Consider the following 24355-nt stretch of genomic DNA (forward strand, 5'->3'; position numbering starts at 1 on the left):
ACGCGTCAGACGGTCAGGTGCTCCCGGACCAGGTCATCGCTCAGTTCGCCCATCTCGCCGCCGGCCACGATCTGGCCGTTGTTGATGATGTCGAAGCGGTCGGCGGTGGCCCTGGCAAACGGCAGCTTCTGTTCGACCAGGAGGATCGTCAGGCCCATCTCGGTGTTGAGCAGCCGGATGACGTCGCTGATCTCGCGCACGATGTTCGGCTGGATGCCCTCGATCGGTTCGTCCAGCAGCAGGATGGAGGGGTTCAGCACCAGGGCACGGCCGATCGCCAGCTGCTGTTGCTGCCCGCCCGACAGGTCGCCACCGCGGCGGCGTGCCATGTCCTTGAGCACCGGGAAGAGTTCATACACCCGTTCCGGGATGTCGCGGGAGCGTTTGCTGGCGAGGGCGACCTGCAGGTTTTCCTCCACCGTCAGGCGCGGGAAGATCTCCCGGCCCTGGGGCACGTAGCCCAGACCCAGCCGCCCGCGTTCGTGGGGCTTGCGGCGGCTGATGTCCTCGCCCTGAAACAGGATCTTCCCGCTCGCGATCGGCAGCAGGCCCATCACGCATTTCAGGAGCGTGCTCTTGCCCATCCCGTTGCGGCCCATCAGGCAGTTGGTTCTGCCTTCAAGGATGTCCAGGTCGATGTCGCGCAGGATGTGGCTGCCGCCGTAATACTGGTTGAGGCCTTCGATCCGAAGCACGTTCAGGTCCTCCCGTGGAATGTTCGAGACGCGGGCGTGCGGATGGTCCCGGTATGGATCGGTGCCACGGCTCAGTTCTCCTCGCCCAGATAGACCTCGCGCACGCGCGGATCGGCCTGAACTTCGTCCATGCGGCCCTCGGCGAGAACGCTGCCCTGATGCAGGACCGTGACCTGGCGGGCGATGGACCGCACGAAGTCCATGTCGTGTTCCACCACCACCACGGAATGGCGGCCGGCGAGGCTGGTCAGCAGTTCGGCGGTCGCCTCGGTCTCCTGGCCGGTCATCCCGGCCACCGGCTCGTCCACCAGCAGCAGGCGCGGCTTCTGCATCAGCAGCGACCCGATTTCCAGCCACTGTTTCTGCCCGTGCGACAGCGAGCCGGCCGGGGCGTCGCGCCGCTCCGTCAGGCCGATCAGCTCCAGTGTCTCGTCCAGCTGATCCCGCTGTTCGCCGTTCAGTTTCCAGGTCAGACTGCTCAGCAGGCCGCGGTCGGCGTGCAGGGCCAGCTCCAGGTTTTCGTGCACCGAATGGTTTTCGAAGACGGTCGGCTTCTGGAACTTCCGCCCGATCCCCTTGCCGGCGATCTCGTGTTCCTTCAGACGGAGCAGATTGATCCGGTTGCCGAACCACGCGGTGCCCGCATCCGGACGGGTCTTGCCGGTGATCACGTCCATCAGGGTGGTCTTGCCGGCCCCGTTCGGGCCGATGATGCAGCGCAGTTCGCCGTCGCCGATGTACAGGGTGAGGTCATCCAGCGCGCGGAATCCGTCGAACGACTTGGTGATGCCCTCCAGGTACAGCGCCATGCCGTGCGAGACGTCGAGCGCCGGGTTCTCCGCGGGGTTGTTGACGAGGTCGAACACCCGGTCCCGGCGCATCGTCTCGCGGAACCGTTCGAGACTTTGCGACACGCCGTTCATGCCTTGCCCTCCTTGCGGCGCGAAAACAGGCCGATGACCCCGCGAGGCATCAGCAGCGTGACGAAGATGAAGATGCCGCCGAGGATGAACAGCCAGAGGTCGGGGTGGGCGCTGGTGGCCCAGGTCTTGACCACGTTCACCACGCCGGCGCCGAGGATGGCCCCGACCAGCGTTCCGCGCCCCCCCAGCGCGACCCAGATCGCCATCTCGATGGATGCGGAGGGCACCATCTCCGAGGGGTTGATGACGCCGGTCTGCGGGACGTAGAGCGCGCCGGCGACCCCGCACAGGACCGCGGAGACCACCCAGACGAACAGCTTGTAGCGCAGCGGATCGTAACCGGTGAAGCGCACCCGGTTCTCGGCATCCCGCACGGCAGTGAGGACCCGCCCGAGCTTGGAGGTCACGATCCAGCGGCACAGCAGGTAGGCCAGGATCAGTGCCAGGGCCGAGGCCCAGAACAGGACCAGCCGGGCCTGCGGGGTACCGAGGTCGAGACCCAGCAGGTAGGTGAAGTTCGTCAGGCCGGTGTCGCCGCCGAAGCCCGTCTCGGTGCGGAAGAACAGATGCATCCCGCCGAAGGTGAGCGCCTGCGTGATGATGGCGAAATACACCCCCCGGACCCGTGAACGGAACGCCAGCACGCCGAACACGAAGGCGAGCACGCCCGGGACCAGGGCAATCATCAGCAGGGTAAAGAGGAACGAATCGAAGCCGGCCCAGTACCAGGGCCAGTCGCTGTAATCCAGCCACTGCAGGAAATTGGGCAGGCGGTCCTCGTAGCTGACCCGCGTGAGATGGGCACCCATCACGTAGCCGCCCATGGCGAAGAAGACCCCGTGGCCCAGGGACAGGATCCCGGTGTAGCCCCAGATCAGATCCAGGGCCAGGGCGACCATGGCCAGGGCGAGGAAACGCCCCGCGAGGGTGACCATCCAGCCCGGCATGTGGAACGGCGAATCCGGTGGCACGAACCAGTACAGCACCGGCACCACCACCAGCGCCAGGAACGCGAGGATCGCGAGGATGGCCCAGGCGGTTCCGCTGTGCAGCCGGCCGAGACGGGAGATTGCGCTGGACGAATGCATGAAGACGGTCTCCTAATCGTCGGCCGAGCGGCCCTTCAGGGCGAAGATCCCCTGAGGACGCCACTGAATGAACAGGATGATGGCGGCGAAGACGATGATGGTGCCGAGCACGGCGCCGACCGCCGGTTCCAGGAATTTCGTGGTCACGCCGATGCCGAGGGCGCTCAGCACGGGGCCGAACAGACTGCCCACGCCGCCCAGCACGACGACCATGAACGACTCCACGATGTAGTTCTGGCCCATCTCGGGGCCCACGTTCACGATCTGGGACAGCGCGACCCCGCCCAGTCCGGCCACGCCGGCGCCCATGCCGAAGGTCCACATGTCGACCCGGCGCGCCGGGACGCCCAGACAGGCGGCCATGTCCCGGTTCTGCATGACCGCGCGGACCTCGAGGCCCAGACGCGTCCGGTTCATCAGCACCCAGACCAGCCCGACGACGAAGATCGCGAACACGATGACCCCGACGCGCGAGGTCGACAGACTGACCCCCTGCATGATCTGCACGCTGCCGGAGAACCACGGCGGGCTGGCGACGCTGACGTTCTGTGCACCGAAGATCATGCGGACGGACTGAATCAGGACCAGGCTGATGCCCCAGGTGGCCAGCAGCGTCTCCAGCGGACGGGTGTAAAGAAAACGGATCACGCCGCGTTCCATGGCAATGCCCACGGCACCGGCCGTCAGAAAGGCCAGTGGGACGGCCGCGATCAGGTAGTAATGGAAGTACTGCGGGATGAGAAGGGCGAACAGTGCCTGGGTCATGAAGGTCGTGTAGGCCCCGACCATCAGCAGTTCGCCGTGGGCCATGTTGATCACGCCCATCAGCCCGAAGATGATCGCCAGACCCATGGCGGCCAGCAGAAGCACGCTGCCCATCGAAAGTCCATAGACGAGGTCGGACACGAAGCGGGCCGTGCGTTCACGCTGCTCGATTGCACGAACCCCGGCCGCGGCGGCTTCGCGGATCTCCGGGTTCGTCTCGACGGGCTGGCCCTCGTCGTCGCGTTCCAGCAGGGCCTGCAGATCGCTGCGCAGGCGGCTGGCCCGCACCTCGGCCACGATCTCGACGGCTTCCAGCCGACGGGCATCGTCCTCGCTGTCGAGGTCCAGCTGGGCCAGGGCAATGTTCAGAAGGCGTTCCGTTTCCGCGGCCGTTTCCTCGTCGAGGGCGGCGACGATGGCATCGCGCATCTCCGGACGGGGGCGTTCCGCCAGTTCTTCGGCCGCGGCGAGGCGGGCGGCCGGGTCGTCCGCGAAGATCTGCAATGCGCCGATGGTCGGGCGCAGGATCCGGCGGATGGGGTTGGTCGCACGTGGTTCGTTCAGATCGCCTGTGTCCAGATCCTCCCGGGGTTCACCGGTAATGGCCTCCCGGAATGTCCCGTCGCGGGCATCCTCGATGATCAGGGTCTCGTCATCGGTGAAAAACAGCCGACGGTCGCGCAGCGCCAGCAGGGCGGGCAGCGTGTCCGCGTCCTGACTGGCCGCGATGTCCTCGATGGCGGCCTGCAGCGCCCGGATGTCCTGAGTGGCCATGGCCCTCAGGAGTTCTGCGGTATCTTCGGCCAGTTCTTCGTCGGTGACTTCGGCCAGCTCGGCTTCCAGTTGTTCTTCCTGCTCTTCTTCGAGCTGTTCGGCCTGTTCCCGGGCCTCTCCCATGGCCGCCGATGCGCCCGGTGACAGCAGGGGCGTCAGGAGCATTGCGCACAGCAGGCCGATGGCGACACGTGCGGTGAGTCGCATGATTCTCTCTCCTCAGGGTGCCCCGCCACGGATGCGCGGGGGGCAATCGGGAAGGCCGGCACCGGTGTGGTGCCGGCCGGACGTACCCGGACTCAGAAGCGCAGGTCGTAGGTGGGTTCTTCGCAGTCGCCGCAGACCCAGGGGTAGCGCCAGTTCGCTACACGGTCTTCGTTACCTTCGACGTAATCGCTCCACGGCTCGGCGCGGACCACGTCATCGGTTTCCCAGACCGGGAAGAACTGACCATCCGGCTGGATCTCGCCAATGATCACGGGCTTGTGCAGATGGTGGTTCTCGTCGTCCATGCACACCTCGAACCCGGACGGCGCGTCGACGCACTGCCCGTACACCGCCTGGCGAACGGCGTCGACGTCCGTCGTGCCTGCCTGCAGGACCGCCTGGGCCCACATGCGCATGCCGATGTGCGTGGCTTCCATCGGATCATTGGTCACCCGGTCGGAACCGCCGGACAGGCCTTCCTGTTCCACGTATTCCATCCACCGCTCGGTGAAGCGTTCGTTCTCCGGGGTCTCGATGGACATGAAGTAGTTCCAGGCGGCGAGGTGGCCCGCGAGGGGGTCGGTGTCCATGCCGCGGAGTTCTTCCTCGCCCACCGAGGTCGCCAGTACCGGAACGTCGATGGGATCAATGCCCTGGTTGGCCAGCTCCTGGTAGAACGCCACGTTGGAATCGCCGTTGATGGTGTTGATCACCGCGGTGGGGCCATCCTGGGAGAAGCTGTCGATGTCGCTGACCAGCGTCTGGAAATCGGCATGTTCGAACGGGAAGTAGACCTCCTCGATGGCGTCGTCCGAAATCCCGTGGGCATTCAGATAGGCACGCACGATGCGGTTGGTGGTCCGCGGGAAGACGTAGTCAGTGCCGACCAGGAAGAAGCGCTCGGCGCCGCCGCCCTCGTCGCTCATCAGATATTCCACGCCGGGCAGGGTCTGCTGGTTCGGCGCGGCGCCGGTGTAAAAGATGTTGCGCGAGGACTCCTCGCCCTCGTACTGGACCGGATAGAACATCAGCCCGTTGAGTTCCTCGAGGACCGGCAGGACCGCTTCACGGGACACTGATGTCCACGAGCCGAAGATGACGTCCACGTTCTCGCGCTCGATCATCTCACGGGCGTGTTCGGCGTAGGTGGGCCAGTCGGAGCCGGGGTCCATCACCACCGGTTCGAGTTCGCGGCCCAGCAGGCCGCCGTTTTCGTTAATGTCCTCGATGGTCATCAGGGCCACGTCCCGGAGGGACGTCTCGCTGATGGCCATCGTGCCCGACAGCGAGTGGAGGATGCCCACCTTGATCGGATCTTCGTCGGCCTGTGCGGTTATGCCTCCGCCGGTTGCCAGGCCCAGGGCCAGTGCGACACCGGTGGCGGTGCGGGTGGCCCGGCGCGCGAGCGAAATTTGCGGGGGGTGGCTCGTGTTTGGATGCATCGACTGTCTCCGTTCTCCGCTAGGGATCGTTTCCAGGGAACAACCCGGCACTCCGTAATACCGGCGCCGGACATTCCCGGGGCAGCAAGCTGTGTGCCATGAACGGAAAACGGGGTCTTGCGCCCGGTGTCCGCAGTCATCTCCGGTCGGGAGGGGAGGGCGGACTGCATGCACATGGTGCATCTGTCTCGTGATGGGGCGGAGGTTGCCGCACGGGTGTGCATCGTCCGCCGGGCGGTCGCTGCTCAGGCCGATTCCCTGGCGGGGAGCATTCCATGCTCGATGATGAACCGGACGACTTCATCCAGGCCCTCGCCCGTGCGCATGTTCGTGAAGACAAACGGGCGCTCGCCGCGCATGCGCCGACTGTCGCGGTCCATGACCTCCAGCGAGGCACCGACCCCCTCGGCGAGATCGATCTTGTTGATCACCAGCAGGTCGGAACGGGTCACGCCGGGCCCCCCTTTGCGCGGGATCTTGTCGCCCGCGCAGACGTCGATCACGTAGATCGTCAGATCGGACAGCTCCGGGCTGAACGTCGCGGACAGGTTGTCGCCGCCGCTCTCGACGAATACGACCTCGAGGCCGGGAAAACGGATGCCGAGGTCGGCCAGGGCCGACAGGTTCATCGAGGCATCCTCGCGGATCGCCGTGTGCGGGCACCCGCCGGTCTCCACCCCGACGATGCGTTCGGCCTCCAGCGCATCGTGGCGGGTCAGGAACTCGGCATCCTCGCGGGTGTAGATGTCGTTGGTGACCACGGCGATGCTGTACATCTCGCGCATGCGCTGACACAGGGCCTGGAGCAGGGCGGTCTTGCCGGAGCCGACCGGCCCGCCGATGCCGACGCGCAGGACTCGGGGATTCAGTGACATGGGTGCCTCCCGGGAATTTCGCTAACTGCGGAACAGGCGTGAATACTGGGTTTCGTGCAGGGCGCTGGCGATGGCGACACCGGGGGCCGTGCCGCCAATCGCCGCGTCGTCCCGCGCAAGCCCCTCCCGTGCAGCCCCGCCGATGGTCGAGGCCAGGCGGTGGAGCAGGCGCTGACCGGCGGTCTGCCCCAGCGGGACCAGCTTGATCGCGGCCGCGACCTGGTTCTCGCACCAGGACCAGAGAATCGCCTCGGCTCCTTCCTCGACCGGGATGGACCAGCGCGCCAGCGCCAGCGCGAACAGCGTGGCCCAGGTGGCGTCGGGATGACCCTGCCACCGGTCGGCCTCGTTCAGATCGAGCTCGGACAGCAGACGCGCCAGCGCCTGCCCGAGGTGACGGTCTTCGGCGCGCAGTTCGCGGGTCTCGCGACTGGCGCCCAGCCACGCACTGAACCGTTCGACGGCCTCGTCGTCGTCCTCCAGCCAGGCCCGGTGCAGGCGTGCGAGCAGGGGGATGTCGATCCGGCTCAGGCTGTGGCGGATCTGGCCCTGCATCCAGTCGGCCACCGCGGCCTCGTCCGCGAGCCAGCCCGCTTCGATGGCCCATTCCATGCCGCCGGAATAGCTGTAGGTCCCGACCGGCAGCGTGGGGCTCACCAGTTGCCAGAGACGTCGCCGTGCCAGGCCCGGGTCAGTCAGTTCCGGGTCAGTCAGCCCCGGATCAGTGCGAATGGCCATGGCCGTGACCGCCGTGGGCGTGTCCGTGCCCGTAGGCGCCGGCCTCCGGCTCGAACGGGGCGTGCTCGAAGATTGGATCGAGTCCGATGCCGCGCAGCATGTCGTCCAGCACGTGGTCGTGCAGGTAACGCAGCCGGCCCGGGTCGATCTGCAGGGCAATGTGGCGGTTGCCGAGGTGGTAGGTCGCGCGTGCTAGCAGCAGCGGGTCCTCGCAGTACACGGTGCTGACGGGTTCCGGCGCGGCACGCACCGTGACCCACTCGCCGCTGTCCGCGCGCAGGGCGGACCCGTCGCGCAGCATGCCGCCCCGCTCGAGGAATACGCCGACCTCGTCGCCGGTGTCGAGGGTGGCCCGGAAGCGGCTCTTCATCCGTGTCTCGACCGGCAGATGCAGGGTTCCGGTCACGGTGGTCGGGGCGCTCTCGGCGCGTTCGATCAGGCGAATCATGGGGACCTCAGAACAGGAAGTAACGCTGGCTCAGCGGCAGCTCGGTGGCGGGTTCGCAGGTCAGAAGCTCGCCGTCGGCACGCACCTCGTAGGTCTCCGGGTCCACTTCCATCTTCGGCAGCCAGTCGTTCAGCCGCATGTCCTGCTTGCCGATCTCGCGGCAGCCGCTGACCGCGACCAGTTTTCGCTGCAGGCCCAGCTGTTCGCCGATCCCGGCCGCCAGGGCCGCCTGCGAGACGAAGCTGACGGACGTGCCGGTCATGGCCGGGCCGTAGCTGCCGAACATCGGCCGGTAATGCACCGGCTGTGGCGTGGGGATGGAGGCGTTGGGGTCGCCCATCGGGGCCGAGGCGATCATCCCGCCCTTGATGATGAGCGCCGGCTTGACGCCGAAAAAGGCCGGATCCCACAGGACCAGGTCGGCCAGCTTGCCGGGTTCGACGGAGCCCACTTCGTGGGCCATGCCATGCGCCAGCGCGGGATTGATGGTGTATTTGGCGACATAGCGCTGTGCGCGGAAATTGTCGTGCTCGGACGGATCGCGAGTCAGGGAGCCGCGCTGGGTCTTCATCTTGTGGGCGGTCTGCCAGGTCCGCAGGATCACCTCACCCACGCGTCCCATCGCCTGCGAGTCCGAGGCGATCACGGAGAACGCACCGAGGTCGTGCAGGATGTCCTCCGCGGCGATGGTCTCGCGCCGGATCCGGCTCTCGGCGAACGCGACGTCCTCCGCGATCTGCGGGTCCAGATGGTGGCAGACCATCAGCATGTCCAGGTGTTCGTCGATGGTGTTCACCGTGAACGGCCGCGTGGGATTGGTGCTGGACGGCAGGACGTGGGCCTCGCCGCAGGCCCTGATGATGTCCGGGGCATGGCCGCCGCCGGCGCCCTCGGTGTGATAGGTGTGAATGGTGCGCCCCTTGAACGCCGCCAGGGTGTCCTCGACAAAGCCGGATTCGTTCAGGGTGTCGGTGTGGATGCAGACCTGGACATCATGGGCATCGGCGACCGACAGCGCGCAGTCGATGGTGGCCGGGGTGGTGCCCCAGTCCTCGTGCAGCTTCAGGCCCAGTGCCCCCGCCTCGACCTGCGCGTGCAGGGCGCCGGGTTCGCTGGCGTTCCCCTTGCCCAGAAAGCCCAGGTTCATCGGGAAGGCCTCGGCGGCCTTCAGCATCTGCTGGATGTGCCAGGGTCCGGGGGTGCAGGTGGTGGCGTTGGTGCCGGTGGCGGGTCCGGTCCCGCCACCCACCATGGTCGTGATGCCGGAGGTCAGGGCCTCCTCGATCTGCTGCGGACAGATGAAGTGGATATGGGCATCGATGCCGCCGGCGGTCAGGATTCGCCCCTCGCCGGCGATGACCTCGGTTCCCGGGCCGATCACGATGTCGACACCCGGCTGGGTATCCGGGTTGCCGGCCTTGCCCACCGCGTGGATCCGGCCCTGCTTCAGGCCGACATCGGCCTTGACCACGCCCCAGTAGTCGAGGATGACCGCGTTGGTGATCACGGTGTCCACCACGGCTTCGTCGTGCCGCTGGCTCTGGCCCATGCCGTCGCGGATCACCTTGCCGCCGCCGAACTTGACCTCGTCGCCGTAGACGGTCCAGTCGCGCTCCACCTGGATCAGCAGCGCGGTGTCGCCGAGGCGCAGGCGATCGCCGGTGGTGGGGCCGAACATCTCGGCATAGGCGCGGCGGGGAATGGTCTGGCTCATTGCGCATCTCCGTCCAGCGGGCCACCGATGCGGCCCTGGAATCCGAACACCCGGCGCTCCCCGGCGTAGGCTACCAGCTGCACGCTGCGGGTCTGCCCCGGTTCAAAACGCACGGCCGTTCCCGCCGGTATGTCCAGGCGGAAGCCTCGCGCGCGCTCGCGGTCGAAGCGCAGGGCGTTGTTGGTCTCGAAGAAGTGATAGTGAGAACCGACCTGGACGGGCCGGTCGCCGCTGTTGGCCACCTCCAGGGTGACGGTCTCACGGCCGGCGTTCAGGGTGATGTCGCCGTCCGCGGGCAGGAGCTCACCGGGGATCATCGGGCACTTCCTCTTAACGGATGGGTTCGTGAACGGTGACCAGCTTGACCCCGTCCGGGAAGGTCGCCTCGACCTGTACCTCCGGGATCATCTCCGGGACGCCTTCGAGTACGTCGTCACGGGTCAGCACCTCGCCGCCCAGGCTCATCAGCTCCGCGACCGAACGGCCGTCGCGGGCCCCCTCGAGGATGGCCGCCGAAATCAGCGCCATGGCCTCCGGGTAGTTGAGCTTCAGCCCGCGCGCCTGGCGGCGTTCCGCCAGCAGAGCGGCCGTGAACAGCAGCAGCTTGTCTTTCTCGCGTGGGGTCAGTTCCATGGATCTTCCGGTGGTCAGGTGTTCCAGATACGGGGGGTGCACGGGGGGCGCCCGATGACCGGCTCGCGCAGGAAGGCCCAGGCCCGCTGCAGCAGCGCGCGCACGGTCTCCGCGCCATGGCCCAGACAACGCAGGAACAGGACATCCCCAATTCGCGAGATGCCCAGGCGCAGGGCGTCGGGCGTTCCGAGATGCTCGCGCAGTGCCGGTTCGAGTCCCTCGGGGGCCGGGGTGGCCACCAGCTGGCCCACCACGGGGAAGCCGTCGAGGCCCCAGGGGCGGCTCAGCAGCGGATCGCCGTGGGCCAGATCAAGGCGGTCATGTACCAGCGGTCGGCCGTCGCGCTCGATCCACAGATCCTGGGTGCACACTCCGCCCTCGTAGTGGTCGCCATGCGCCGGGCGTCCCAGGCACAGGACATCCCAGGTGCACAGGCGGGCGCCGGGTCCCAGGCGGAAGTGGTTGTGCAGCATCACGCGGGAGCGACCGTGCAGGATGGTTTCCGTCGGCAGGAACTCCAGGCTCGCCTCGGGCCCCACCGTGAAGCTTTGTTCCTGGCGGGCGCTGGCTGCCTGCGTCCGGTAGAACTTGGCCGCGGCAGGGGTCGTGAGCAGCGCCCGGCTGCCGGCGTCCAGCTCCGCTTCCAGCTGCAGGCGATCGCCGCCGGCGACGCCCCCGGGGGGGTGGATCACGTAGCAGTGGCAGACATCGCCTTCGGGGAAGAAGCTTCGCTGCACCAGCAGAGGGCCCTCGTGACGGCGGCGGGCCAGCCGGGTCCGTCCGCCACGCGAGGCGAAGCCCAGCTCCAGGCGCCCGAGCCATCCGTCCCGGGTCTCCGGGACGGTCTCTGTAGCGCCAGCCAGTTCCACGGGGGTCATGTCCACGCCGCTAGACCACCAGCAACAGATAGACGCTGGCGGCAACCATGGCCCCACCGGCCGCCTGTCCCACCGGACGCTCGAGACCCGTATCGCGTATCCGGGAGGCGGCCAGTGCACCGGCGGTCAGCAGCAGGGCGCTGGCCAGCAGGAAGCCGGCGGCGAATCTCAGTGCGGACAGGTCGGCCGCCATTTCGGCACCGTGGGCGAAGCCGTGCAGTGCGGCGAAGCCGGCCGCGATCGCGGCGGTCACCACCAGCGGGAGACGCGTGCCCAGAAAGACCAGCACGCCGGTCAGCAACAGCGAGGCGAGGATGCCGAATTCGACGGTCGGCAGCGGTCCTTGCGCCACGCCCAGGGCGAAGGCGAGCGCCAGAGTGGCCAGTACCGCCGCGCCGACGGTCAGGGTGCCCGGGAATCGCTGTGAGCGGGCCATCCAGAACCCGATTCCGAGCAGGACCAGCAGGTGATCGAGGCCGGTGAACGGGTGCAGAAATCCCGCAGCGAAGCCCGCATGTTCGTGGACGTGGTGCCCGTGGTGGGGATGGGCCAGCGCCATCACGGGCACCAGAAACAGAACAACGAATGCGATGCAGCGTCGATGCAGCATGGTTCTCCTCGCTTGAATCTCGGTGCGGCGCGCAGGAATGCGCCGGCAGTAATCCGAGTAAGCAGGAGCCATGCCATGGTCGCCCCGAAAGCGTTGCGGAGCGTGGTGCCGGGCCAGGGAGCGCCGGTCTGCGGAGCGAATGTTTCGTCGTGGTGCAGCCCGTTTCGGGGGCATGCATCAAGATGGATCAGGCTGCCCTGAAAGTGTGCGAGCGCGGGAGGTTTCGAGGCGGTGTCTGCTGATGCCGGGCGGATGCCGGAAGGCGTGCAGAGGCGTTACTCCCGGCTGAAGCCGACACCCCGCGCCGGCCCGGCGCCGGGGTGGCGGACCGGCGCGGCCGGATCAGGCGAACAGCTTGCGGCGGAAGAATTCCGGGGTCGCGCCGGCGGCGCGGTGGATGGCCGCGTTGTAGTAGTGCGTGACGAACGGGATCTCCTCGGCGGCTTCCTCGCGCAGGAAGGCGACCGGGGCGTCCTTGGAGGCGATGGTGCAGGTCCACCAGCCGGAGGGGTAGGTGGGCTGCGGGAAGTGCATGGTCAGGGCGTCGATGAAACCCGCCATGCGCATACTGTCGTGCATCGGCCGCAGGATGCTGTCGGTGTGCAGCAGCGGGGATTCGCTCTGCTGCACCAGCAGGCCATCGGAGCCCAGCGCCTTCACGCAGTCGCGGTAGAAATCCGCGGAGAACAGCCCTTCGGCCGGGCCGACCGGGTCGGTGGAGTCGACGATGATCACGTCGATGGAGCCGGGGTCCGCGTCCTTGATGAACTGGATGCCGTCATCGAACAGGAGTTCGGCGCGCGGGTCGTCGTTGGCGTCGCACAGCTCGGGGAAGTACTGCTCGGACAGGCGGGTCACGCGTTCGTCGATATCCACCTGCGTGGCCTTTTCCACCTCGTCGTGCTTGAGTACCTCGCGCAGGGTGCCGCAGTCGCCGCCGCCGATGATCACCACGTTCTTCGGTGCGTTGTGCGAATACAGGACCGGATGCGACATCATTTCGTGGTAGATGAAGTTGTCGCGGCCGGTGAGCATCACGAAGCCGTCGATCACCATCAGGTTGCCGAAGCCCGTGGTCTCGAAGATCTCGATCTTCTGATAGGGCGTCTGCTCCTCGTGGAGCTTTTTCGTGATGCGCAGGGACATCGCGATGTCGCGGTCGGGCTCGGTGAACCAGTTGTCGTCGAGTGCCATCGGGCGGGCTCCCCTTGTGCATGGGTGAACGGTAGGATGCGCCGCCATGATAGTGCCCTGTATCCTGCGGGCAACTCCGAGTCTGCCGTCATTGCGAGGAGCCGCCCTCTGATCCCGTCATTGCGAGGAGGCGCCCTCCCATTCCGGTCATTGCGAGGAGCCGAAGGCGACGAAGCAATCTCCTGAACGACGGGCAGCGCGCCGGAGACCGGCCAGCCCCTCGATGTCCCGGGGGACATGGAAGGCGATTGCCGCGTCGCTTCGCTCCTCGCAATGACGGGACCAGAGGGCCGCTCCTCGCAATGACGGGATCAGAAGGCCGCTCCGGATGACAGAATCAGAAGACCGCCCTCGCAATGACGGGGTATATCCACTGCGAAAGCCGGAATCGCCATGTCTGCCAAACCCTGGAGTCTGGAAGAGGCTCGTGCCACCTACGGCATCGATCACTGGAACGGGGACTTCTTCGAGATCAATGCGTCCGGGCATGTCTGCATGCGCCGGCCGGACTGGCCGGACCACCCTGGAGTGGATCTGCACGCGCTGGCCTGTCGCCTGCGCGAGGAGCACGTGGGCCCGCCGGTGCTGGTGCGCTTTCAGGACGTGCTCGACGGTCGCGTGCGGCGCCTTTCGCGTGCCTTCGCGCGGGCGGCCGAGGAGCTGGATTACCAGGGCGATTTCACCGCGATCTATCCGATCAAGGTCAACCAGCAGCGCTCGGTGGTCGAGCGCATCCTCGCCGCCGGCGATCACGCGGATGCCGAAGGCCACCGGCCGCAGGTGGGGCTGGAGGCCGGTTCCAAGCCGGAGCTGATCGCGGTGCTGGCGCAGTCGCGCCCGGGCTCGGTCATCATCTGCAATGGCTACAAGGACCGCGAGTACGTGCGACTGGCCCTGATCGGGCGGCAGCTCGGCCACCGGGTGTACATCGTGATCGAGAAGCCCTCCGAGCTCGAGGAGGTGATCCGCCAGGCCGAAGCCATGGACATATCGCCGCTGCTGGGGCTGCGCGTGCGCCTGGCGTCCATCGGCAAGGGCAAGTGGCAGAACACCGGTGGCGAGAAGGCCAAGTTCGGCCTGTCCGCGGCGGACGTGCTGGCGATCCTCGAACGCCTGCGCGGGCTGGACTGGCTCGACCGCCTGCAGCTGCTGCATTTCCACATGGGGTCGCAGATCGCCAACATCCGCGACATCCAGAACGGCATGGGCGAGGCGGCCAGTTACTTCGCCGCGCTGCACGAGGCCGGGGCCGGCATCCGCGTGGTCGACGTGGGCGGCGGCCTGGGCATCGACTACGAGGGCTCGCGCTCGCGCAACGAATGCTCCATCAACTACTCGGTGGAGGAATACGCCCTCAACATCCTGCGCCCGCTCAGCCGTATCTGCCACGAGCACGACCTGCCGATGCCCGAGGTGTTCAGCGAATCCGGCCGCGCGCTGACCGCGCATCACGCGGTGCTGATCACCAACGTGATCGACTGCGAACCGGCCCCCGGGGACGGCCCCGTGCCGCCGCCGGCCGCCGACGAGCCGCCCGAGATCGCGACCCTGCGGGCGCTGCTGGAGGACAGCGTGCGTCCGCCGTCCGAGGTCTTCCACGACGCCGCCTGGCATCTGGCCGAGGTGCAGGCGCAGTTCGCCCGCGGCCTGCTTTCGCTGGCCGACCGCGCCCGCGCCGAGGCGCTGTACTTCGCCCTGTGCCAGCGACTGCTGGCGGACCCGGATGCCCTGCCGGCCGAGATCCATGCCGAACTGACCGACAAGCTGGCGGACAAGGTCTTCTGCAACTTCTCCGTGTTCCAGTCCATCCCCGACACCTGGGCGATCGACCAGATCTTCCCCATCATGCCGCTGCACCGGCTGGATCAGGCGCCCACGCGCCGGGCGGTGCTGCAGGACCTGACCTGCGACTCCGACGGCCACGTGGAGTACTACGTGGAGCGCGAAGGCACCCACACCACGCTGGCCCTGCACGAATGGGAGCCCGCGCAGCCGTATTATCTGGGCATCTTCCTGGTGGGGGCCTATCAGGAGATCCTGGGCGATCTGCACAACCTGTTCGGCGACACCGACACGGTGAACGTCGAGCTCACCGCCGACGGCGGCTACCGTCTGGTCGACCCCGAACGCGGCGACACCGTGGACGAACTGCTGTCCTACGTGCATTTCGCCCCCGACGACCTGCGCCGCGCGTTCCGCGCCCGCATCGACGCCGCCGGCCTGCGCGGCGAGGCGGCCGGGCGGCTGCTGGCGGAACTGGAACACGGCCTGACCGGCTACACCTATCTGGAGGACTGAAATGCAGTGCTACGTCTATCGCGCCACGCGGCGCGCCGACACCTATGTCTATCTGCCGGAGAAGGACGATTTCTCCGATCTGCCCGACACCCTGATGAAGGCCCTGGGCAGCCTCGAATTCGCGCTGGAGTTCGAGCTGACCCCCGACCGCACCCTGGCGCAGGAAGACCCGCAGAAGGTCCTCGCCAACCTGCAGGACCAGGGCTTCCACCTGCAGGTCCCGCCGCCGGACGACAAGCTCGACCCGTGGCAGGGCGGGGTGTCGGGCTGATCGGAGCGGACGCTTACCAGAGGCAGCGGATCGGGAATGTCTGCAGGGCCGGGTCCGCGGTGACCAGCGGGACCTGTTCCAGTTCGGCCTGAGCTGCGAGGACCCGGTCGAACGGGTCCCGGTGTTCCTGGGGGTAGGACCCGGCATGGATGGCCTGTCGGTAATTCACGGCCAGATGCGAGAACCCGTCGGCGGTGATCAGCTCATCGAAGTCGCGGAGCACCCTCGCCCCGATCGCGAGCTTGCCCAGACGGCACTTGGTCGCGATCTCCCAGGCGCTGGCCGCACTCACCAGCACCGTGTGTGTTTCGTCCTGGATGGTATTTCTGGCAGTGGTGGAGAGTTTCGGGTCGTCGGTCATCCACCACAAGAGGGCGTGCGTATCCAGCAGGACTCGCATCACTCTTCCCATGCGCGAAGTTCTTCCTCGGGCAGGGGCTCGAAGAAGGATTCCTCCACACGGCCCTGAACCCTGCCGGGCTGCCGTTTCTGCGGTGTGCCCTCCAGCGGGACCAGCCGTGCATAGGGGCGCCCGGCGCGCGACAGGATGATCTCCTCGCCGTCGTGTGCCCTTTTCAGCAGACGCGATAAATGAGTTTTCGCTTCATGCACGTTCACGGTGGTGGTCATCAAGGCACCTGTACAACCTGGTCATCTGATTAGTCTATGCGAGGGACGCTGTCGCGACAACGCTAGCCAAGCACTGCTCTGCATAAATCTGTATAGTGACGGCCCTTTTGCCAGTACCCAGAGTTCGTATTCCATGACCGAGAAGCTTCGCAACATCGCCATCATCGCCCACGTCGACCATGGCAAGACCACGCTGGTCGACCAGCTCCTGCGCCAGTCCGGCACCCTCGACGAACGTGGCGACCACGGCGAGCGGGTCATGGATTCCAACGCCCTGGAGCAGGAACGCGGGATCACCATCCTGTCGAAGAACACCGCCATCAAGTGGCAGGACTACCGCATCAACATCGTCGACACCCCCGGGCACGCCGACTTCGGCGGCGAGGTCGAGCGCGTGCTGTCGATGGTCGACTCCGTGCTGCTGCTGGTGGACGCGGTGGACGGCCCCATGCCGCAGACCCGCTTCGTGACCCAGAAGGCCTTCGCGATGGGCTTCAAGCCGATCGTGGTGGTCAACAAGGTCGATCGCCCGGGGGCGCGTCCGGACTGGGCCGTGGATCAGGTCTTCGACCTGTTCGACCGCCTGGGCGCCAGCGACGAGCAGCTGGACTTCCCGATCGTCTACGCCTCGGCGCTCAACGGCTTCGCCGGCATGGACTCGGACGTGACCGACGGCGACATGACCTGCCTGCTGGAGACCATCGTCGAGCACGTGTCGCCGCCGGACGTGGACGCCGACGGCCCGTTCCAGATGCAGGTCTCCTCGCTGGACTACAACTCCTACCAGGGCCTGATCGGCGTCGGCCGGGTGAAGCGCGGGCGCATCACCCCGAACACCCAGGTCAAGGTGATCGACCGCGAAGGCGGCGTGCGCAACGGCCGCATGCTGCAGATCATGGGCTTCCACGGGCTGGACCGGGTGGATGTCAGCGAGGCCAACGCCGGCGACATCATCACCTTCACCGGCATGGACAAGCTGTTCATCTCCGACACCCTGTGCGACCCGAGCAATGTCGAGGCCCTGCCGGCCCTGACCGTGGACGAGCCCACGGTGAGCATGACCTTCCAGGTGAACACCTCCCCGCTGGCCGGCAAGGAGGGCAAGTACGTCACCTCCCGCGTGATTCGCGAGCGCCTGGACGAGGAGCTCAAGCACAACGTCGCCCTGCGGGTGGAAGATACCGAGGACCCCGACAAGTTCCGCGTCTCCGGTCGCGGCGAGCTGCACCTAGGCATCCTCATCGAGAACATGCGCCGCGAGGGCTACGAGCTGGGCGTCTCGCGCCCCGAGGTGGTCATCCGCGAAGTCGACGGGGTCAAGCAGGAGCCCTACGAGACCGTGACCGTGGACATCGAGGAAGAGCACCAGGGCACGGTGATGGAGAAGCTGGGCGAACGCCGCGGCGAACTCACCAACATGATGCCGGACGGCAAGGGCCGGGTGCGCCTGGACTACACCATCCCCTCGCGCGGGCTGATCGGCTTCCAGACCGAGTTCATGACCGCGACCTCCGGCACCGGCATCCTGCACCACGTGTTCGACCACTACGGGCCGTTGTCCACGACCGGTTCGGTGGCCTCGCGCCAGAACGGCGTGTTGATCGCCAACGGTCCCGGCAAGGCGATCGGCTTCGCCCTGTTCAACCTGCAGGACCGCGGCAAGCTGTTCATCGGCCCCGGCGAGGAGGTCTACGAGGGCATGGTCATCGGCCTGCACGCGCGTGAGAACGACCTGGTCGTCAATGCGCTCAAGGCCAAGCAGCTCACCAACGTGCGCGCCGCCGGCACCGACGAGAACATCCAGCTGACCCCGCCGGTGCGCATGACGCTGGAGCAGGCGATCGAGTTCATCGATGACGACGAACTCGTCGAGGTCACCCCGAGCGCCATCCGCATCCGCAAGAAGCTCCTGCTGGAGCACGAGCGCAAAAAGGCCTCGCGCGCCGCCGCCAACGCCTGACGCCTGTCCCCGCCCCGGTGCCAGCACCGGGGCGGAGTGCTACCCTGAGCCTTGACGTGTACGCGATATTGGCGCGAGGACGACGTGTGGACTTGAATTTTGGCGATGTCGTCCGTTGAGCCTGACGGCCGCCATTGGACGTCTCATCCGTCCAGTTGCCGCAGTATGCTGTCCAGCTCCCGGGCCATGACCGGGACGTCGGTGGTGGCGGTATTCCAGATAATACGGTCGTCGATCTTCGCATAACCGTGGATCAGCAGGTTTCGCAGATCCACGGCCGCTCTCAATTGCGGGATCTGTCGCGCCACGTCGGGATTGGCTTTTTCCAGCTGGCCCAGCGCCTCGCCCAGAATCTCCAGCTGCCGCTCAACGGCCGAACGCATCAGATCGCTGGCAACGTAGTCCTCTTCATTTGCGTCCTTCACGAATTCCGCCACGCGTCGGGCGGCTTCACGCGCATCCCACAGGTAAGCCCGCGGATCACGCCGCATGGACCGCTTCCCGAGATTTTTCAATATCCGCGAGGACGTACGGATTGGTCACGCTTTCCGGCATCACCAGGTCCACGGGCCGCCCAAGAATGTTGCTCAACTTTCTGCGCAGGGCGAGGAATTGCTCCAGAGAGCATTCGGTCTGGTCCGGACCGAATTCCACCAGGAAATCCACGTCCGAACATTGAGGGTCGAAATCATCCCCACGGGCTGCAGACCCGAAAACCTCCAGCCGCGATACACCGAAGTCGCGGCAGACCGATTGGAGCGCTTTACGATGTTGCTGGATCAATGGATGCATGCCCGAGCCTCCTGTCCTCCTACGATACGACAGTCACGCCCGGGGCGCAGCCACAAGGCGTTGCCCGCCCGAACGCATATGCTGCCGCAGTGCGGCACTCCCCACGGCCAGACCGGCTGGGGCCTCACGCCATGTTGAGGTGTTACTGCGGTTCGGGCTGGTCTTCGGCGTCCATGCGGGCGAGCATGCGCATGCCGCCGGCCATGCAGGTCAGTGCCGAGTGGGTGGCTTCGTCGAATGTGGCCGGGTCGTCGTGCAGCACGCTGGCCGGCGGGAGTTGCCAGTATTTCGGGCGGCAGCCGGGCGGGCGACCGGCCGGCATGGCCTCCGCGGCCTCGGCGTCCACCGCCACCAGCAGGTCCGCCCACTCCAGGTCCTCGCGCGCGAGTTCGCCCATGGCCGGGCGCGGGCGCACCTCCAGCCATTCGGCCACGTCCCTGTCCTGCGCGGCCAGTTCGGCCACGCGATCGGCGCGGCCGTCATCCCCGGCGGCGGCCACCAGCAGCCGCGCCCGGCGCTTAAACATCTCCGCTCCCCTGCGGGTTCATTTGGCGACGGCCCGCGCGGGGCCGCAGGATGCCGGGATCATCATTCATCGCGGAGAACCTCTGATGGCCGAATTCGACTGGTCGCAGTATGCCCTGAGCGAGCTGAAGCTGGTGTATACCACGCTGCATGCCCAGCTGACCCTGCAGCCGGAGCTGATGGACTCGAAACTGATGGAAGACCTGCAGGCCCACCTCCAGCAGGCAGCGAAGGCCGACGGCGTGGACGCCTCCACCCACTCCCAGTGGGCCGCCTGGCTCAACGATCGCTGACGGGGAATTGCTCAAGCTGGATCACCAGTTCGGGCAAATGGGTCTGCACCAGGCTCGCACGACACCCTTCGCGCCCCCGGGCATCGCGAGCCGAGAAGTCTCCACCGTCATCGCGAGTCGCGAAGCGACGTGGCGATCTCCATCCGAAACCACCTGATCCTGCGTGCAACCAGCGTCGGCCGATTGCCACGTCGCCTTGCGGCTCCTCGCAATGACGGGGTGCCCGGAGTGTCGCCAGGACCCGGTCACGTTCAAGTGGCGATGATGCGAGGGGCTGTCCCGCAAGCGTTGTACCGGTCGCATGAGGCGGCATCATCCCGATCCCCGGTCAGGCGTCGCCGGCGGTTGCCTTGCGGTGCTCGGCGGCGAAGTCGAGCATGCGCTGCGTTGCGGTCAGGGCCTTCAGGCGGGCGTCCTCGTTGATGAAAATCTCGTTGGTGGCCGGTTCGGCGGTGTCTTCCAGCGTATTGGCCAGCGAGACCAGATCGTTCATCGCCATCCACGGGCAGTGGGCGCAGCTGGTGCAGGTCGCGCTCTCGCCACCGGTGGGGGCCTCGATCAGCGTCTTGTCCGGGGCCGCCTCGCGCATCTTGTAGAAGATGCCCTTGTCGGTCGCCACGATGAACTCCGGCTCGTCGCGGTCCTTCACCGCGGCGATCAGCTGGCTGGTGGAGCCCACCACGTCGGCCTGATGGATCACCTCGCGCGGCGACTCCGGGTGCACCAGCACGGCGGCGTCCGGATGACGGCTGCGCAGATCCTCCAGCGCCCACGAGCGAAACTCGTCGTGCACCACGCAGGAGCCGTCCCACAGCACCATGTCGGCGCCGGTGGTGCGGCGGATGTAGTCGCCCAGGTGCTTGTCGGGCGCCCACAGGACCTTCTTCCCCTGATCGCGCAGGTGTTCCACCAGCGGCACGGCAATACTGGAGGTGACCACGTAGTCCGCCTGCGCCTTCACGTCCACCGAGGTGTTCGAATACACCACCACGGTGTGGTCCGGGTGCTGCGCGCGGAATTTCGCGAACTCGTCCGCCGGGCAGCCCAGGTCCAGCGAGCACTCGGCCTCCAGCGTGGGCATCAGCACGCGCTTTTCCGGGCTGAGGATCTTGGCCGTCTCGCCCATGAAGCGCACCCCCGCCACCACCAGCGTGCTGGCCGGATGGTCCTTGCCGAAGCGCGCCATCTCCAGCGAATCCGCCACGCAGCCGCCGGTCTCGTCGGCCAGGCGCTGCAGCGATTCGTCCACGTAGTAATGCGCCACCAGCACCGCATCGCGCTCGCGCAGCAGGCGCTTGATGCGTTCCACCAGCTCCGCGCGCTCGGCCTCGCCGAGGTGGTGCAGCCCGGCGGTCACGTGCGCCGTGGACGGCACGTGGAACAGCGGTTTTTCGGCCACCGGTGCGTTCATGGGAATCCTCGCCGTCATTACAGTCTGCTTATAATACGACAGCCCCCTTTCCGGTGTCGTTCGGCCCTGCCATGACCGAGCTTGAGCAACAGTATCGACAACTCTCTTTCGACCAGCGCATGGAGATGGCGCTGGCCGCCGACCTCGACCCGTGCTGGCGCCCGTTCCTGGTGCGCGACCAGCATGCCCAGGTCAAGGCGTATTTCTCCCGCCGTCTCGATCTGCAGCCCGACGAAGTCGCCCTGCTGCTGGCGGACCCCAACCAGACCGTGCGCCTGAACTGCGCCAAGCGGCCCGACCTCACGCCGGAGCAGGTGGCCGCCTGCGTGAACGACCGCGACCCCAACCTGCGCTACTTCGTGGCCCGCAACCCGCTGCTGAGCGAAGACCAGCGGGAACAACTGATGGACGACGAGGACGAACTGGTACGCATTGCTGTGCGCAAGGGCCCCAAGCAGCGCGGCACCCGCGCCCGACCCGGCCAGGCCGAGATGATCCGTTGACCGATACCCAGCCCGAAAAACCCGAACGCCCGAAACCCACCGCGCGCCGCCGTGCGCTCGGCTGGGGCATCCAGATCGCCATCGCGCTGGCCATCTTCCTGCTGGTGCGCGCATGGATGGCCCGCGACATGGTGGAAGGCCCGGCCCCCGAGTTCGAGGCCGAACTGCTCGACGGCTCGCCCGTGGCACTCGCCGACTACGTGGGCGACGAACCCGTGCTGCTGCATTTCTGGGCCAGCTGGTGCGCCATCTGCCGGCTGGAGGAAGGCGAGATCGTACGCCTGTCGGACAGCCATCCGGTACTGACCGTCGCCATGCAGTCCGGTGAACGAGAGGAAGTCATCGCGCACCTCAACGAACGCGAGCGCGAACTCACCACCGTCAACGACCCGCAGGGCCAGCTCGCCGCCCGCTACGGCGTCCAGGGCGTCCCCGCCAGCTTCATCATCAACACCGACGGCGGCGTCGTCTTCCGCAAGCAGGGCTACGCCCCGCCGCTGGAACTGCGCTTCCGCCTCTGGCTCGCCCGCTGGCTCTGATGGTGCAGCCCCGGGCGGCCTGTTCCACCCGCAGCTCATGGGGCGCGGGCCATGGGATTTGGGCAGTACAGGCCCAAGAGTTACACTGAAAAGTGTAACTCCGGGAGGCAAAGATGGAAGCCACCACCAAGGACATGCGGCTCCACAGCCGCGAACTCCTCGCCGCGATCGATCGCGGAGAGGAGATCGTGATCACCTATCATGGCCGCAAGCGGGCGCGTCTGGTCCCCTTCACCCTCCGCGAGGAAAACGGGCAAGAAGAGGGGGCTCGCAATCCGTTGTTCGGACTCTGGGGTGACCGGACCGGATCGGTAGACGACCAGGTTCGGCGGATGCGCCAACCGAGGGCGTTCGACTGATGCTGGTGGACACGGACGTCCTGATCTGGAACCTGCGCGGGAACCGGAAAGCGGGGGACTGGCTCGACAGTTCGCCCGGATTCGCGGTGTCTGCGGTGACGTACATGGAGCTGGTCCAGGGCCTGCGGAACCAGGTCGAATTCCGGATGCTTCGGCAGGCCATGCGCTACTGGGATGCCACGATTCATCCCGTCAGCGAAGCGATTTCGACTCGTGCCACCTTCCTGGTCGAGACGTATGCGCTCAGCCACAACATGCAAATGGCCGATGCCCTGGTTGCCGCAACGGCCACCCAGCTTGGCCTGCCTCTGGTCACGGCCAACGATCGCCACTACCGCCACATCGAAGGCCTCGAAATCCATCTGTTCCGACCGGAATAAGGTCTCACTCATGCCGTCTTCGGCCAGAGGACGGGCCCCGCGGCCCGGGGGTGCCTTGTAGGAGCGCAGCCCCCTGCGCGATCCGGTGCTCGTGCAGTACGCGAAAGCCCCTCATTGGTGTCCATCTCGCCCACGTTGCGACGCCGGCGCGCGGTGTCAGCTGGCTACCAGGCGTTCTCCGGGAGGGATGCTTGTCATCGCTGGAGAATGCGTACAGTATTGCGTACATGTACAGGTTCAATGACGGCGAGGTATACCATGGATGCCATTAGCTACACGGCGGCCCGGAATCAGCTGGCCAGGACGATGGAGAAGGTCTGCGAGGACCATTCGGCCGTCATCATTACCCGGAGCAAGGCTCCATCCGTGGTGATGATGTCGCTGGAAGACTATGAAGCCCTGCAGGAGACCTCGTACCTGCTCCGTGCCCCCGAGAACGCCCGCCGGCTTCTTGAATCCGTGGTCGAACTGGAACGCGGGGGAGGTCTGGAGAAGGACATCGAGGAATGAAGCTGCTCTTCTCCGAGCATGCGTGGGAAGACTATCTCTACTGGCAGCGCCACGATCGGAAGACCGTCAAGCGCATCAATGAACTCATTCGCGCCATTCAGCGCGACCCCTTCGAGGGCATTGGCAAACCCGAACCGCTCAGGTACAGCCTTTCAGGCTACTGGTCCCGTCGAATCAGCACCGAACATCGGATCGTCTACAAGATCGAAGAAGACACTGTGCTCATCGCACAGCTCCGTTACCACTACTGACCCGAGCGATCGCCTCAGGCCGCTCGCGGTTCGATCTCGCGGCGCACCCGCTCGGCAAGTTCGAGCTGCGCCTGCCTGAGTTCGAATTCCAGCTGGAGATTGTCTGGCTCGCCGAGAAACATGCCGACAGGCCAGGGGTCGGAGTAAGGAGGCCGTGTTACGCTTCGGCTCTGACCGGACAGGGAGTGTCGGTATGGCGGATCACCACGACAACAGCTACAAGCTCCTGTTTTCGCATCCCGAGATGGTGCGGGACCTGCTGACCGGTTTTGTCCGGGAGGACTGGGTGAGGGAGCTGGATTTCTCCACGCTCGAGAAGGTCAACGGGGCCTATGTGACCGACGAGCTGCGCGACCGCGAAGACGACATCGTCTGGCGCGTGCGCTGGGGCGGCGGCTGGCTTTACGTGTACCTGCTGCTGGAGTTCCAGTCGAGCGTGGACCGTTTCATGGCGGTACGGATGATGACCTATCTCGGGCTGCTGTATCAGGACCTGATCCGGCAGAAGGCCCTGACGCCCGGCGGCCGCCTGCCCCCGGTGCTGCCGGTGGTGCTCTACAATGGAGAGACGCGCTGGACGGCCGCACAGAACGTGGGCGAGCTGGTCGAACGGGTACCGGGTGGTCTGGAGCGTTACCGGCCCGATCTG

31 protein-coding genes and 1 pseudogene are annotated in these 24355 nt (G+C 66.5%); 11 read left to right on the forward strand and 21 right to left on the reverse strand.

The window, feature by feature from the left end; all coding sequences use genetic code 11:
• Positions 1-5 precede the first annotated feature (5 nt).
• The 14 genes from urtE to speE form a co-directional block, all read right to left on the reverse strand.
• Entirely contained in the window at positions 6-695 is a 690-nt protein-coding gene (urtE, locus tag F788_RS0109150) for an urea ABC transporter ATP-binding subunit UrtE (protein ID WP_019589970.1), read from the reverse strand.
• Positions 696-766: 71 nt separating this feature from the next.
• The gene (gene urtD, locus F788_RS0109155) at positions 767-1618 is read right to left on the reverse strand and encodes an urea ABC transporter ATP-binding protein UrtD (protein ID WP_019589971.1); all 852 of its coding nucleotides are present in this window, start codon (positions 1616-1618) and stop codon (positions 767-769) included.
• On the reverse strand, positions 1615-2706 hold the full coding sequence (gene urtC / locus F788_RS0109160; protein WP_018869202.1) for an urea ABC transporter permease subunit UrtC: 1092 nt from the start codon (positions 2704-2706) through the stop codon (positions 1615-1617). Before urtC ends, urtD begins: the two co-directional genes overlap by 4 nt.
• 12 nt (positions 2707-2718) lie before the next feature.
• Entirely contained in the window at positions 2719-4452 is a 1734-nt protein-coding gene (urtB, locus tag F788_RS0109165) for an urea ABC transporter permease subunit UrtB (protein ID WP_019589972.1), read from the reverse strand.
• Between the two features lie 92 nt (positions 4453-4544).
• On the reverse strand, positions 4545-5894 hold the full coding sequence (urtA, locus tag F788_RS0109170) for an urea ABC transporter substrate-binding protein (RefSeq protein ID WP_018869204.1): 1350 nt from the start codon (positions 5892-5894) through the stop codon (positions 4545-4547).
• A 245-nt stretch (positions 5895-6139) separates the two neighbouring features.
• On the reverse strand, positions 6140-6769 hold the full coding sequence (ureG, locus tag F788_RS0109175; RefSeq protein ID WP_018869205.1) for an urease accessory protein UreG: 630 nt from the start codon (positions 6767-6769) through the stop codon (positions 6140-6142).
• A 21-nt stretch (positions 6770-6790) separates the two neighbouring features.
• Entirely contained in the window at positions 6791-7507 is a 717-nt protein-coding gene (locus tag F788_RS0109180) for an urease accessory protein UreF (protein WP_019589973.1), read from the reverse strand.
• On the reverse strand, positions 7491-7955 hold the full coding sequence (gene ureE / locus F788_RS0109185) for an urease accessory protein UreE (protein ID WP_019589974.1): 465 nt from the start codon (positions 7953-7955) through the stop codon (positions 7491-7493). Before ureE ends, F788_RS0109180 begins: the two co-directional genes overlap by 17 nt.
• A 7-nt stretch (positions 7956-7962) precedes the next feature.
• Entirely contained in the window at positions 7963-9669 is a 1707-nt protein-coding gene (ureC, locus tag F788_RS0109190; RefSeq protein ID WP_019589975.1) for an urease subunit alpha, read from the reverse strand.
• Positions 9666-9986: an urease subunit beta gene (locus F788_RS0109195; RefSeq protein ID WP_019570238.1), complete on the reverse strand. Its 321-nt coding sequence runs from the start codon at positions 9984-9986 to the stop codon at positions 9666-9668. The genes ureC and F788_RS0109195 overlap by 4 nt, the downstream gene beginning before the upstream one ends.
• 13 nt (positions 9987-9999) lie before the next feature.
• The gene (ureA, locus tag F788_RS0109200; RefSeq protein WP_018869210.1) at positions 10000-10302 is read right to left on the reverse strand and encodes an urease subunit gamma; all 303 of its coding nucleotides are present in this window, start codon (positions 10300-10302) and stop codon (positions 10000-10002) included.
• A 14-nt stretch (positions 10303-10316) separates the two neighbouring features.
• On the reverse strand, positions 10317-11180 hold the full coding sequence (locus F788_RS0109205) for an urease accessory protein UreD (protein ID WP_019589976.1): 864 nt from the start codon (positions 11178-11180) through the stop codon (positions 10317-10319).
• Positions 11181-11190: 10 nt separating this feature from the next.
• Complete coding sequence (locus F788_RS0109210) at positions 11191-11790, reverse strand: HupE/UreJ family protein (protein WP_019589977.1); 600 nt, start codon at positions 11788-11790, stop codon at positions 11191-11193.
• Positions 11791-12132: 342 nt separating this feature from the next.
• Positions 12133-12984: a polyamine aminopropyltransferase gene (gene speE, locus F788_RS0109215; RefSeq protein WP_019021673.1), complete on the reverse strand. Its 852-nt coding sequence runs from the start codon at positions 12982-12984 to the stop codon at positions 12133-12135.
• A gap of 393 nt (positions 12985-13377) precedes the next feature.
• On the opposite strand from speE, the gene speA reads away from it, so the two are divergent.
• Both speA and F788_RS0109225 read left to right on the forward strand, forming a co-directional pair.
• Complete coding sequence (gene speA, locus F788_RS0109220; protein ID WP_019589978.1) at positions 13378-15282, forward strand: biosynthetic arginine decarboxylase; 1905 nt, start codon at positions 13378-13380, stop codon at positions 15280-15282.
• A gap of 1 nt (position 15283) precedes the next feature.
• Entirely contained in the window at positions 15284-15553 is a 270-nt protein-coding gene (locus F788_RS0109225; RefSeq protein ID WP_019021675.1) for a YcgL domain-containing protein, read from the forward strand.
• Positions 15554-15566: 13 nt separating this feature from the next.
• Here F788_RS0109225 and F788_RS0109230 read toward each other — a convergent pair whose 3' ends face one another.
• Positions 15567-15953, reverse strand: a complete 387-nt coding sequence (locus F788_RS0109230) for a type II toxin-antitoxin system VapC family toxin (protein WP_019570243.1) — start codon at positions 15951-15953, stop codon at positions 15567-15569.
• Positions 15953-16183 carry a type II toxin-antitoxin system Phd/YefM family antitoxin gene (locus F788_RS0109235; RefSeq protein WP_018946710.1) on the reverse strand — a complete coding sequence of 77 codons (231 nt, stop codon included), beginning with the start codon at positions 16181-16183 and terminating at the stop codon, positions 15953-15955. The genes F788_RS0109230 and F788_RS0109235 overlap by 1 nt, the downstream gene beginning before the upstream one ends.
• A 133-nt stretch (positions 16184-16316) precedes the next feature.
• On the opposite strand from F788_RS0109235, the gene typA reads away from it, so the two are divergent.
• Positions 16317-18143 (forward strand): translational GTPase TypA, encoded by a 1827-nt coding sequence (gene typA, locus F788_RS0109240; RefSeq protein WP_018869218.1) that lies wholly within the window; start codon positions 16317-16319, stop codon positions 18141-18143.
• A 143-nt stretch (positions 18144-18286) separates the two neighbouring features.
• Here the strand turns inward: typA and F788_RS0109245 are convergent, their stop codons facing one another.
• The 3 genes from F788_RS0109245 to F788_RS0109255 form a co-directional block, all read right to left on the reverse strand.
• Positions 18287-18634 carry a DUF86 domain-containing protein gene (locus F788_RS0109245; RefSeq protein WP_019021678.1) on the reverse strand — a complete coding sequence of 116 codons (348 nt, stop codon included), beginning with the start codon at positions 18632-18634 and terminating at the stop codon, positions 18287-18289.
• On the reverse strand, positions 18624-18935 hold the full coding sequence (locus F788_RS0109250) for a nucleotidyltransferase family protein (RefSeq protein WP_019021679.1): 312 nt from the start codon (positions 18933-18935) through the stop codon (positions 18624-18626). The genes F788_RS0109245 and F788_RS0109250 overlap by 11 nt, the downstream gene beginning before the upstream one ends.
• 142 nt (positions 18936-19077) lie before the next feature.
• Positions 19078-19461, reverse strand: a complete 384-nt coding sequence (locus F788_RS0109255) for a hypothetical protein (protein WP_019021680.1) — start codon at positions 19459-19461, stop codon at positions 19078-19080.
• Between the two features lie 85 nt (positions 19462-19546).
• On the opposite strand from F788_RS0109255, the gene F788_RS0109260 reads away from it, so the two are divergent.
• Positions 19547-19753, forward strand: a complete 207-nt coding sequence (locus F788_RS0109260; RefSeq protein ID WP_018869220.1) for a hypothetical protein — start codon at positions 19547-19549, stop codon at positions 19751-19753.
• A 328-nt stretch (positions 19754-20081) separates the two neighbouring features.
• Here F788_RS0109260 and nadA read toward each other — a convergent pair whose 3' ends face one another.
• Complete coding sequence (gene nadA, locus F788_RS0109265; RefSeq protein WP_019589979.1) at positions 20082-21164, reverse strand: quinolinate synthase NadA; 1083 nt, start codon at positions 21162-21164, stop codon at positions 20082-20084.
• A 71-nt stretch (positions 21165-21235) separates the two neighbouring features.
• On the opposite strand from nadA, the gene F788_RS0109270 reads away from it, so the two are divergent.
• From F788_RS0109270 to F788_RS0109295, 6 genes are all read left to right on the forward strand, one after another.
• Positions 21236-21667 carry a hypothetical protein gene (locus tag F788_RS0109270; protein WP_024329271.1) on the forward strand — a complete coding sequence of 144 codons (432 nt, stop codon included), beginning with the start codon at positions 21236-21238 and terminating at the stop codon, positions 21665-21667.
• The gene (locus F788_RS0109275; protein ID WP_019589980.1) at positions 21664-22206 is read left to right on the forward strand and encodes a protein disulfide oxidoreductase; all 543 of its coding nucleotides are present in this window, start codon (positions 21664-21666) and stop codon (positions 22204-22206) included. Before F788_RS0109270 ends, F788_RS0109275 begins: the two co-directional genes overlap by 4 nt.
• 113 nt (positions 22207-22319) lie before the next feature.
• The gene (locus F788_RS0109280) at positions 22320-22565 is read left to right on the forward strand and encodes a type II toxin-antitoxin system Phd/YefM family antitoxin (RefSeq protein WP_018869225.1); all 246 of its coding nucleotides are present in this window, start codon (positions 22320-22322) and stop codon (positions 22563-22565) included.
• Complete coding sequence (locus F788_RS0109285) at positions 22565-22945, forward strand: type II toxin-antitoxin system VapC family toxin (RefSeq protein WP_019589981.1); 381 nt, start codon at positions 22565-22567, stop codon at positions 22943-22945. Before F788_RS0109280 ends, F788_RS0109285 begins: the two co-directional genes overlap by 1 nt.
• Positions 22946-23203: 258 nt before the next feature.
• Complete coding sequence (locus tag F788_RS0109290) at positions 23204-23455, forward strand: type II toxin-antitoxin system Phd/YefM family antitoxin (RefSeq protein ID WP_026332757.1); 252 nt, start codon at positions 23204-23206, stop codon at positions 23453-23455.
• A complete protein-coding gene (locus F788_RS0109295; protein ID WP_019589982.1) occupies positions 23452-23706 on the forward strand; it encodes a Txe/YoeB family addiction module toxin in 255 nt (84 codons plus the stop codon). Before F788_RS0109290 ends, F788_RS0109295 begins: the two co-directional genes overlap by 4 nt.
• A gap of 14 nt (positions 23707-23720) precedes the next feature.
• On the opposite strand, the pseudogene F788_RS14060 reads toward F788_RS0109295, so the two are convergent.
• A pseudogene (locus F788_RS14060) lies at positions 23721-23807 on the reverse strand (transcriptional regulator); the annotation flags it as partial.
• 92 nt (positions 23808-23899) lie between these two features.
• Between F788_RS14060 and F788_RS0109305 the strand changes: the two are divergent.
• Positions 23900-24355 (forward strand): Rpn family recombination-promoting nuclease/putative transposase (locus F788_RS0109305; protein ID WP_019589983.1); only part of this gene is annotated, 456 nt, incomplete at its 3' end.

Source organism: Thioalkalivibrio sp. ALE10 (assembly GCF_000381385.1).
GTDB lineage: Bacteria > Pseudomonadota > Gammaproteobacteria > Ectothiorhodospirales > Ectothiorhodospiraceae > Thioalkalivibrio.

Bases quoted from the DNA above. Each gene is read 5' to 3' on its own strand.
- urtD (WP_019589971.1), bottom strand. From the start codon at position 1,618: ATGAACGGCGTGTCGCAAAGTCTCGAACGGTTCCGCGAGACGATGCGC.
- urtC (WP_018869202.1), bottom strand. From the start codon at position 2,706: ATGCATTCGTCCAGCGCAATCTCCCGTCTCGGCCGGCTGCACAGCGGA.
- urtB (WP_019589972.1), bottom strand. From the start codon at position 4,452: ATGCGACTCACCGCACGTGTCGCCATCGGCCTGCTGTGCGCAATGCTC.
- urtA (WP_018869204.1), bottom strand. From the start codon at position 5,894: ATGCATCCAAACACGAGCCACCCCCCGCAAATTTCGCTCGCGCGCCGG.
- ureG (WP_018869205.1), bottom strand. From the start codon at position 6,769: ATGTCACTGAATCCCCGAGTCCTGCGCGTCGGCATCGGCGGGCCGGTC.
- F788_RS0109180 (WP_019589973.1), bottom strand. From the start codon at position 7,507: ATGGCCATTCGCACTGATCCGGGGCTGACTGACCCGGAACTGACTGAC.
- ureE (WP_019589974.1), bottom strand. From the start codon at position 7,955: ATGATTCGCCTGATCGAACGCGCCGAGAGCGCCCCGACCACCGTGACC.
- ureC (WP_019589975.1), bottom strand. From the start codon at position 9,669: ATGAGCCAGACCATTCCCCGCCGCGCCTATGCCGAGATGTTCGGCCCC.
- F788_RS0109195 (WP_019570238.1), bottom strand. From the start codon at position 9,986: ATGATCCCCGGTGAGCTCCTGCCCGCGGACGGCGACATCACCCTGAAC.
- ureA (WP_018869210.1), bottom strand. From the start codon at position 10,302: ATGGAACTGACCCCACGCGAGAAAGACAAGCTGCTGCTGTTCACGGCC.
- F788_RS0109205 (WP_019589976.1), bottom strand. From the start codon at position 11,180: ATGACCCCCGTGGAACTGGCTGGCGCTACAGAGACCGTCCCGGAGACC.
- F788_RS0109210 (WP_019589977.1), bottom strand. From the start codon at position 11,790: ATGCTGCATCGACGCTGCATCGCATTCGTTGTTCTGTTTCTGGTGCCC.
- speE (WP_019021673.1), bottom strand. From the start codon at position 12,984: ATGGCACTCGACGACAACTGGTTCACCGAGCCCGACCGCGACATCGCG.
- speA (WP_019589978.1), top strand. From the start codon at position 13,378: ATGTCTGCCAAACCCTGGAGTCTGGAAGAGGCTCGTGCCACCTACGGC.
- F788_RS0109225 (WP_019021675.1), top strand. From the start codon at position 15,284: ATGCAGTGCTACGTCTATCGCGCCACGCGGCGCGCCGACACCTATGTC.
- F788_RS0109230 (WP_019570243.1), bottom strand. From the start codon at position 15,953: ATGCGAGTCCTGCTGGATACGCACGCCCTCTTGTGGTGGATGACCGAC.
- F788_RS0109235 (WP_018946710.1), bottom strand. From the start codon at position 16,183: ATGACCACCACCGTGAACGTGCATGAAGCGAAAACTCATTTATCGCGT.
- typA (WP_018869218.1), top strand. From the start codon at position 16,317: ATGACCGAGAAGCTTCGCAACATCGCCATCATCGCCCACGTCGACCAT.
- F788_RS0109245 (WP_019021678.1), bottom strand. From the start codon at position 18,634: ATGCGGCGTGATCCGCGGGCTTACCTGTGGGATGCGCGTGAAGCCGCC.
- F788_RS0109250 (WP_019021679.1), bottom strand. From the start codon at position 18,935: ATGCATCCATTGATCCAGCAACATCGTAAAGCGCTCCAATCGGTCTGC.
- F788_RS0109255 (WP_019021680.1), bottom strand. From the start codon at position 19,461: ATGTTTAAGCGCCGGGCGCGGCTGCTGGTGGCCGCCGCCGGGGATGAC.
- F788_RS0109260 (WP_018869220.1), top strand. From the start codon at position 19,547: ATGGCCGAATTCGACTGGTCGCAGTATGCCCTGAGCGAGCTGAAGCTG.
- nadA (WP_019589979.1), bottom strand. From the start codon at position 21,164: ATGAACGCACCGGTGGCCGAAAAACCGCTGTTCCACGTGCCGTCCACG.
- F788_RS0109270 (WP_024329271.1), top strand. From the start codon at position 21,236: ATGACCGAGCTTGAGCAACAGTATCGACAACTCTCTTTCGACCAGCGC.
- F788_RS0109280 (WP_018869225.1), top strand. From the start codon at position 22,320: ATGGAAGCCACCACCAAGGACATGCGGCTCCACAGCCGCGAACTCCTC.
- F788_RS0109285 (WP_019589981.1), top strand. From the start codon at position 22,565: ATGCTGGTGGACACGGACGTCCTGATCTGGAACCTGCGCGGGAACCGG.
- F788_RS0109290 (WP_026332757.1), top strand. From the start codon at position 23,204: ATGGATGCCATTAGCTACACGGCGGCCCGGAATCAGCTGGCCAGGACG.
- F788_RS0109295 (WP_019589982.1), top strand. From the start codon at position 23,452: ATGAAGCTGCTCTTCTCCGAGCATGCGTGGGAAGACTATCTCTACTGG.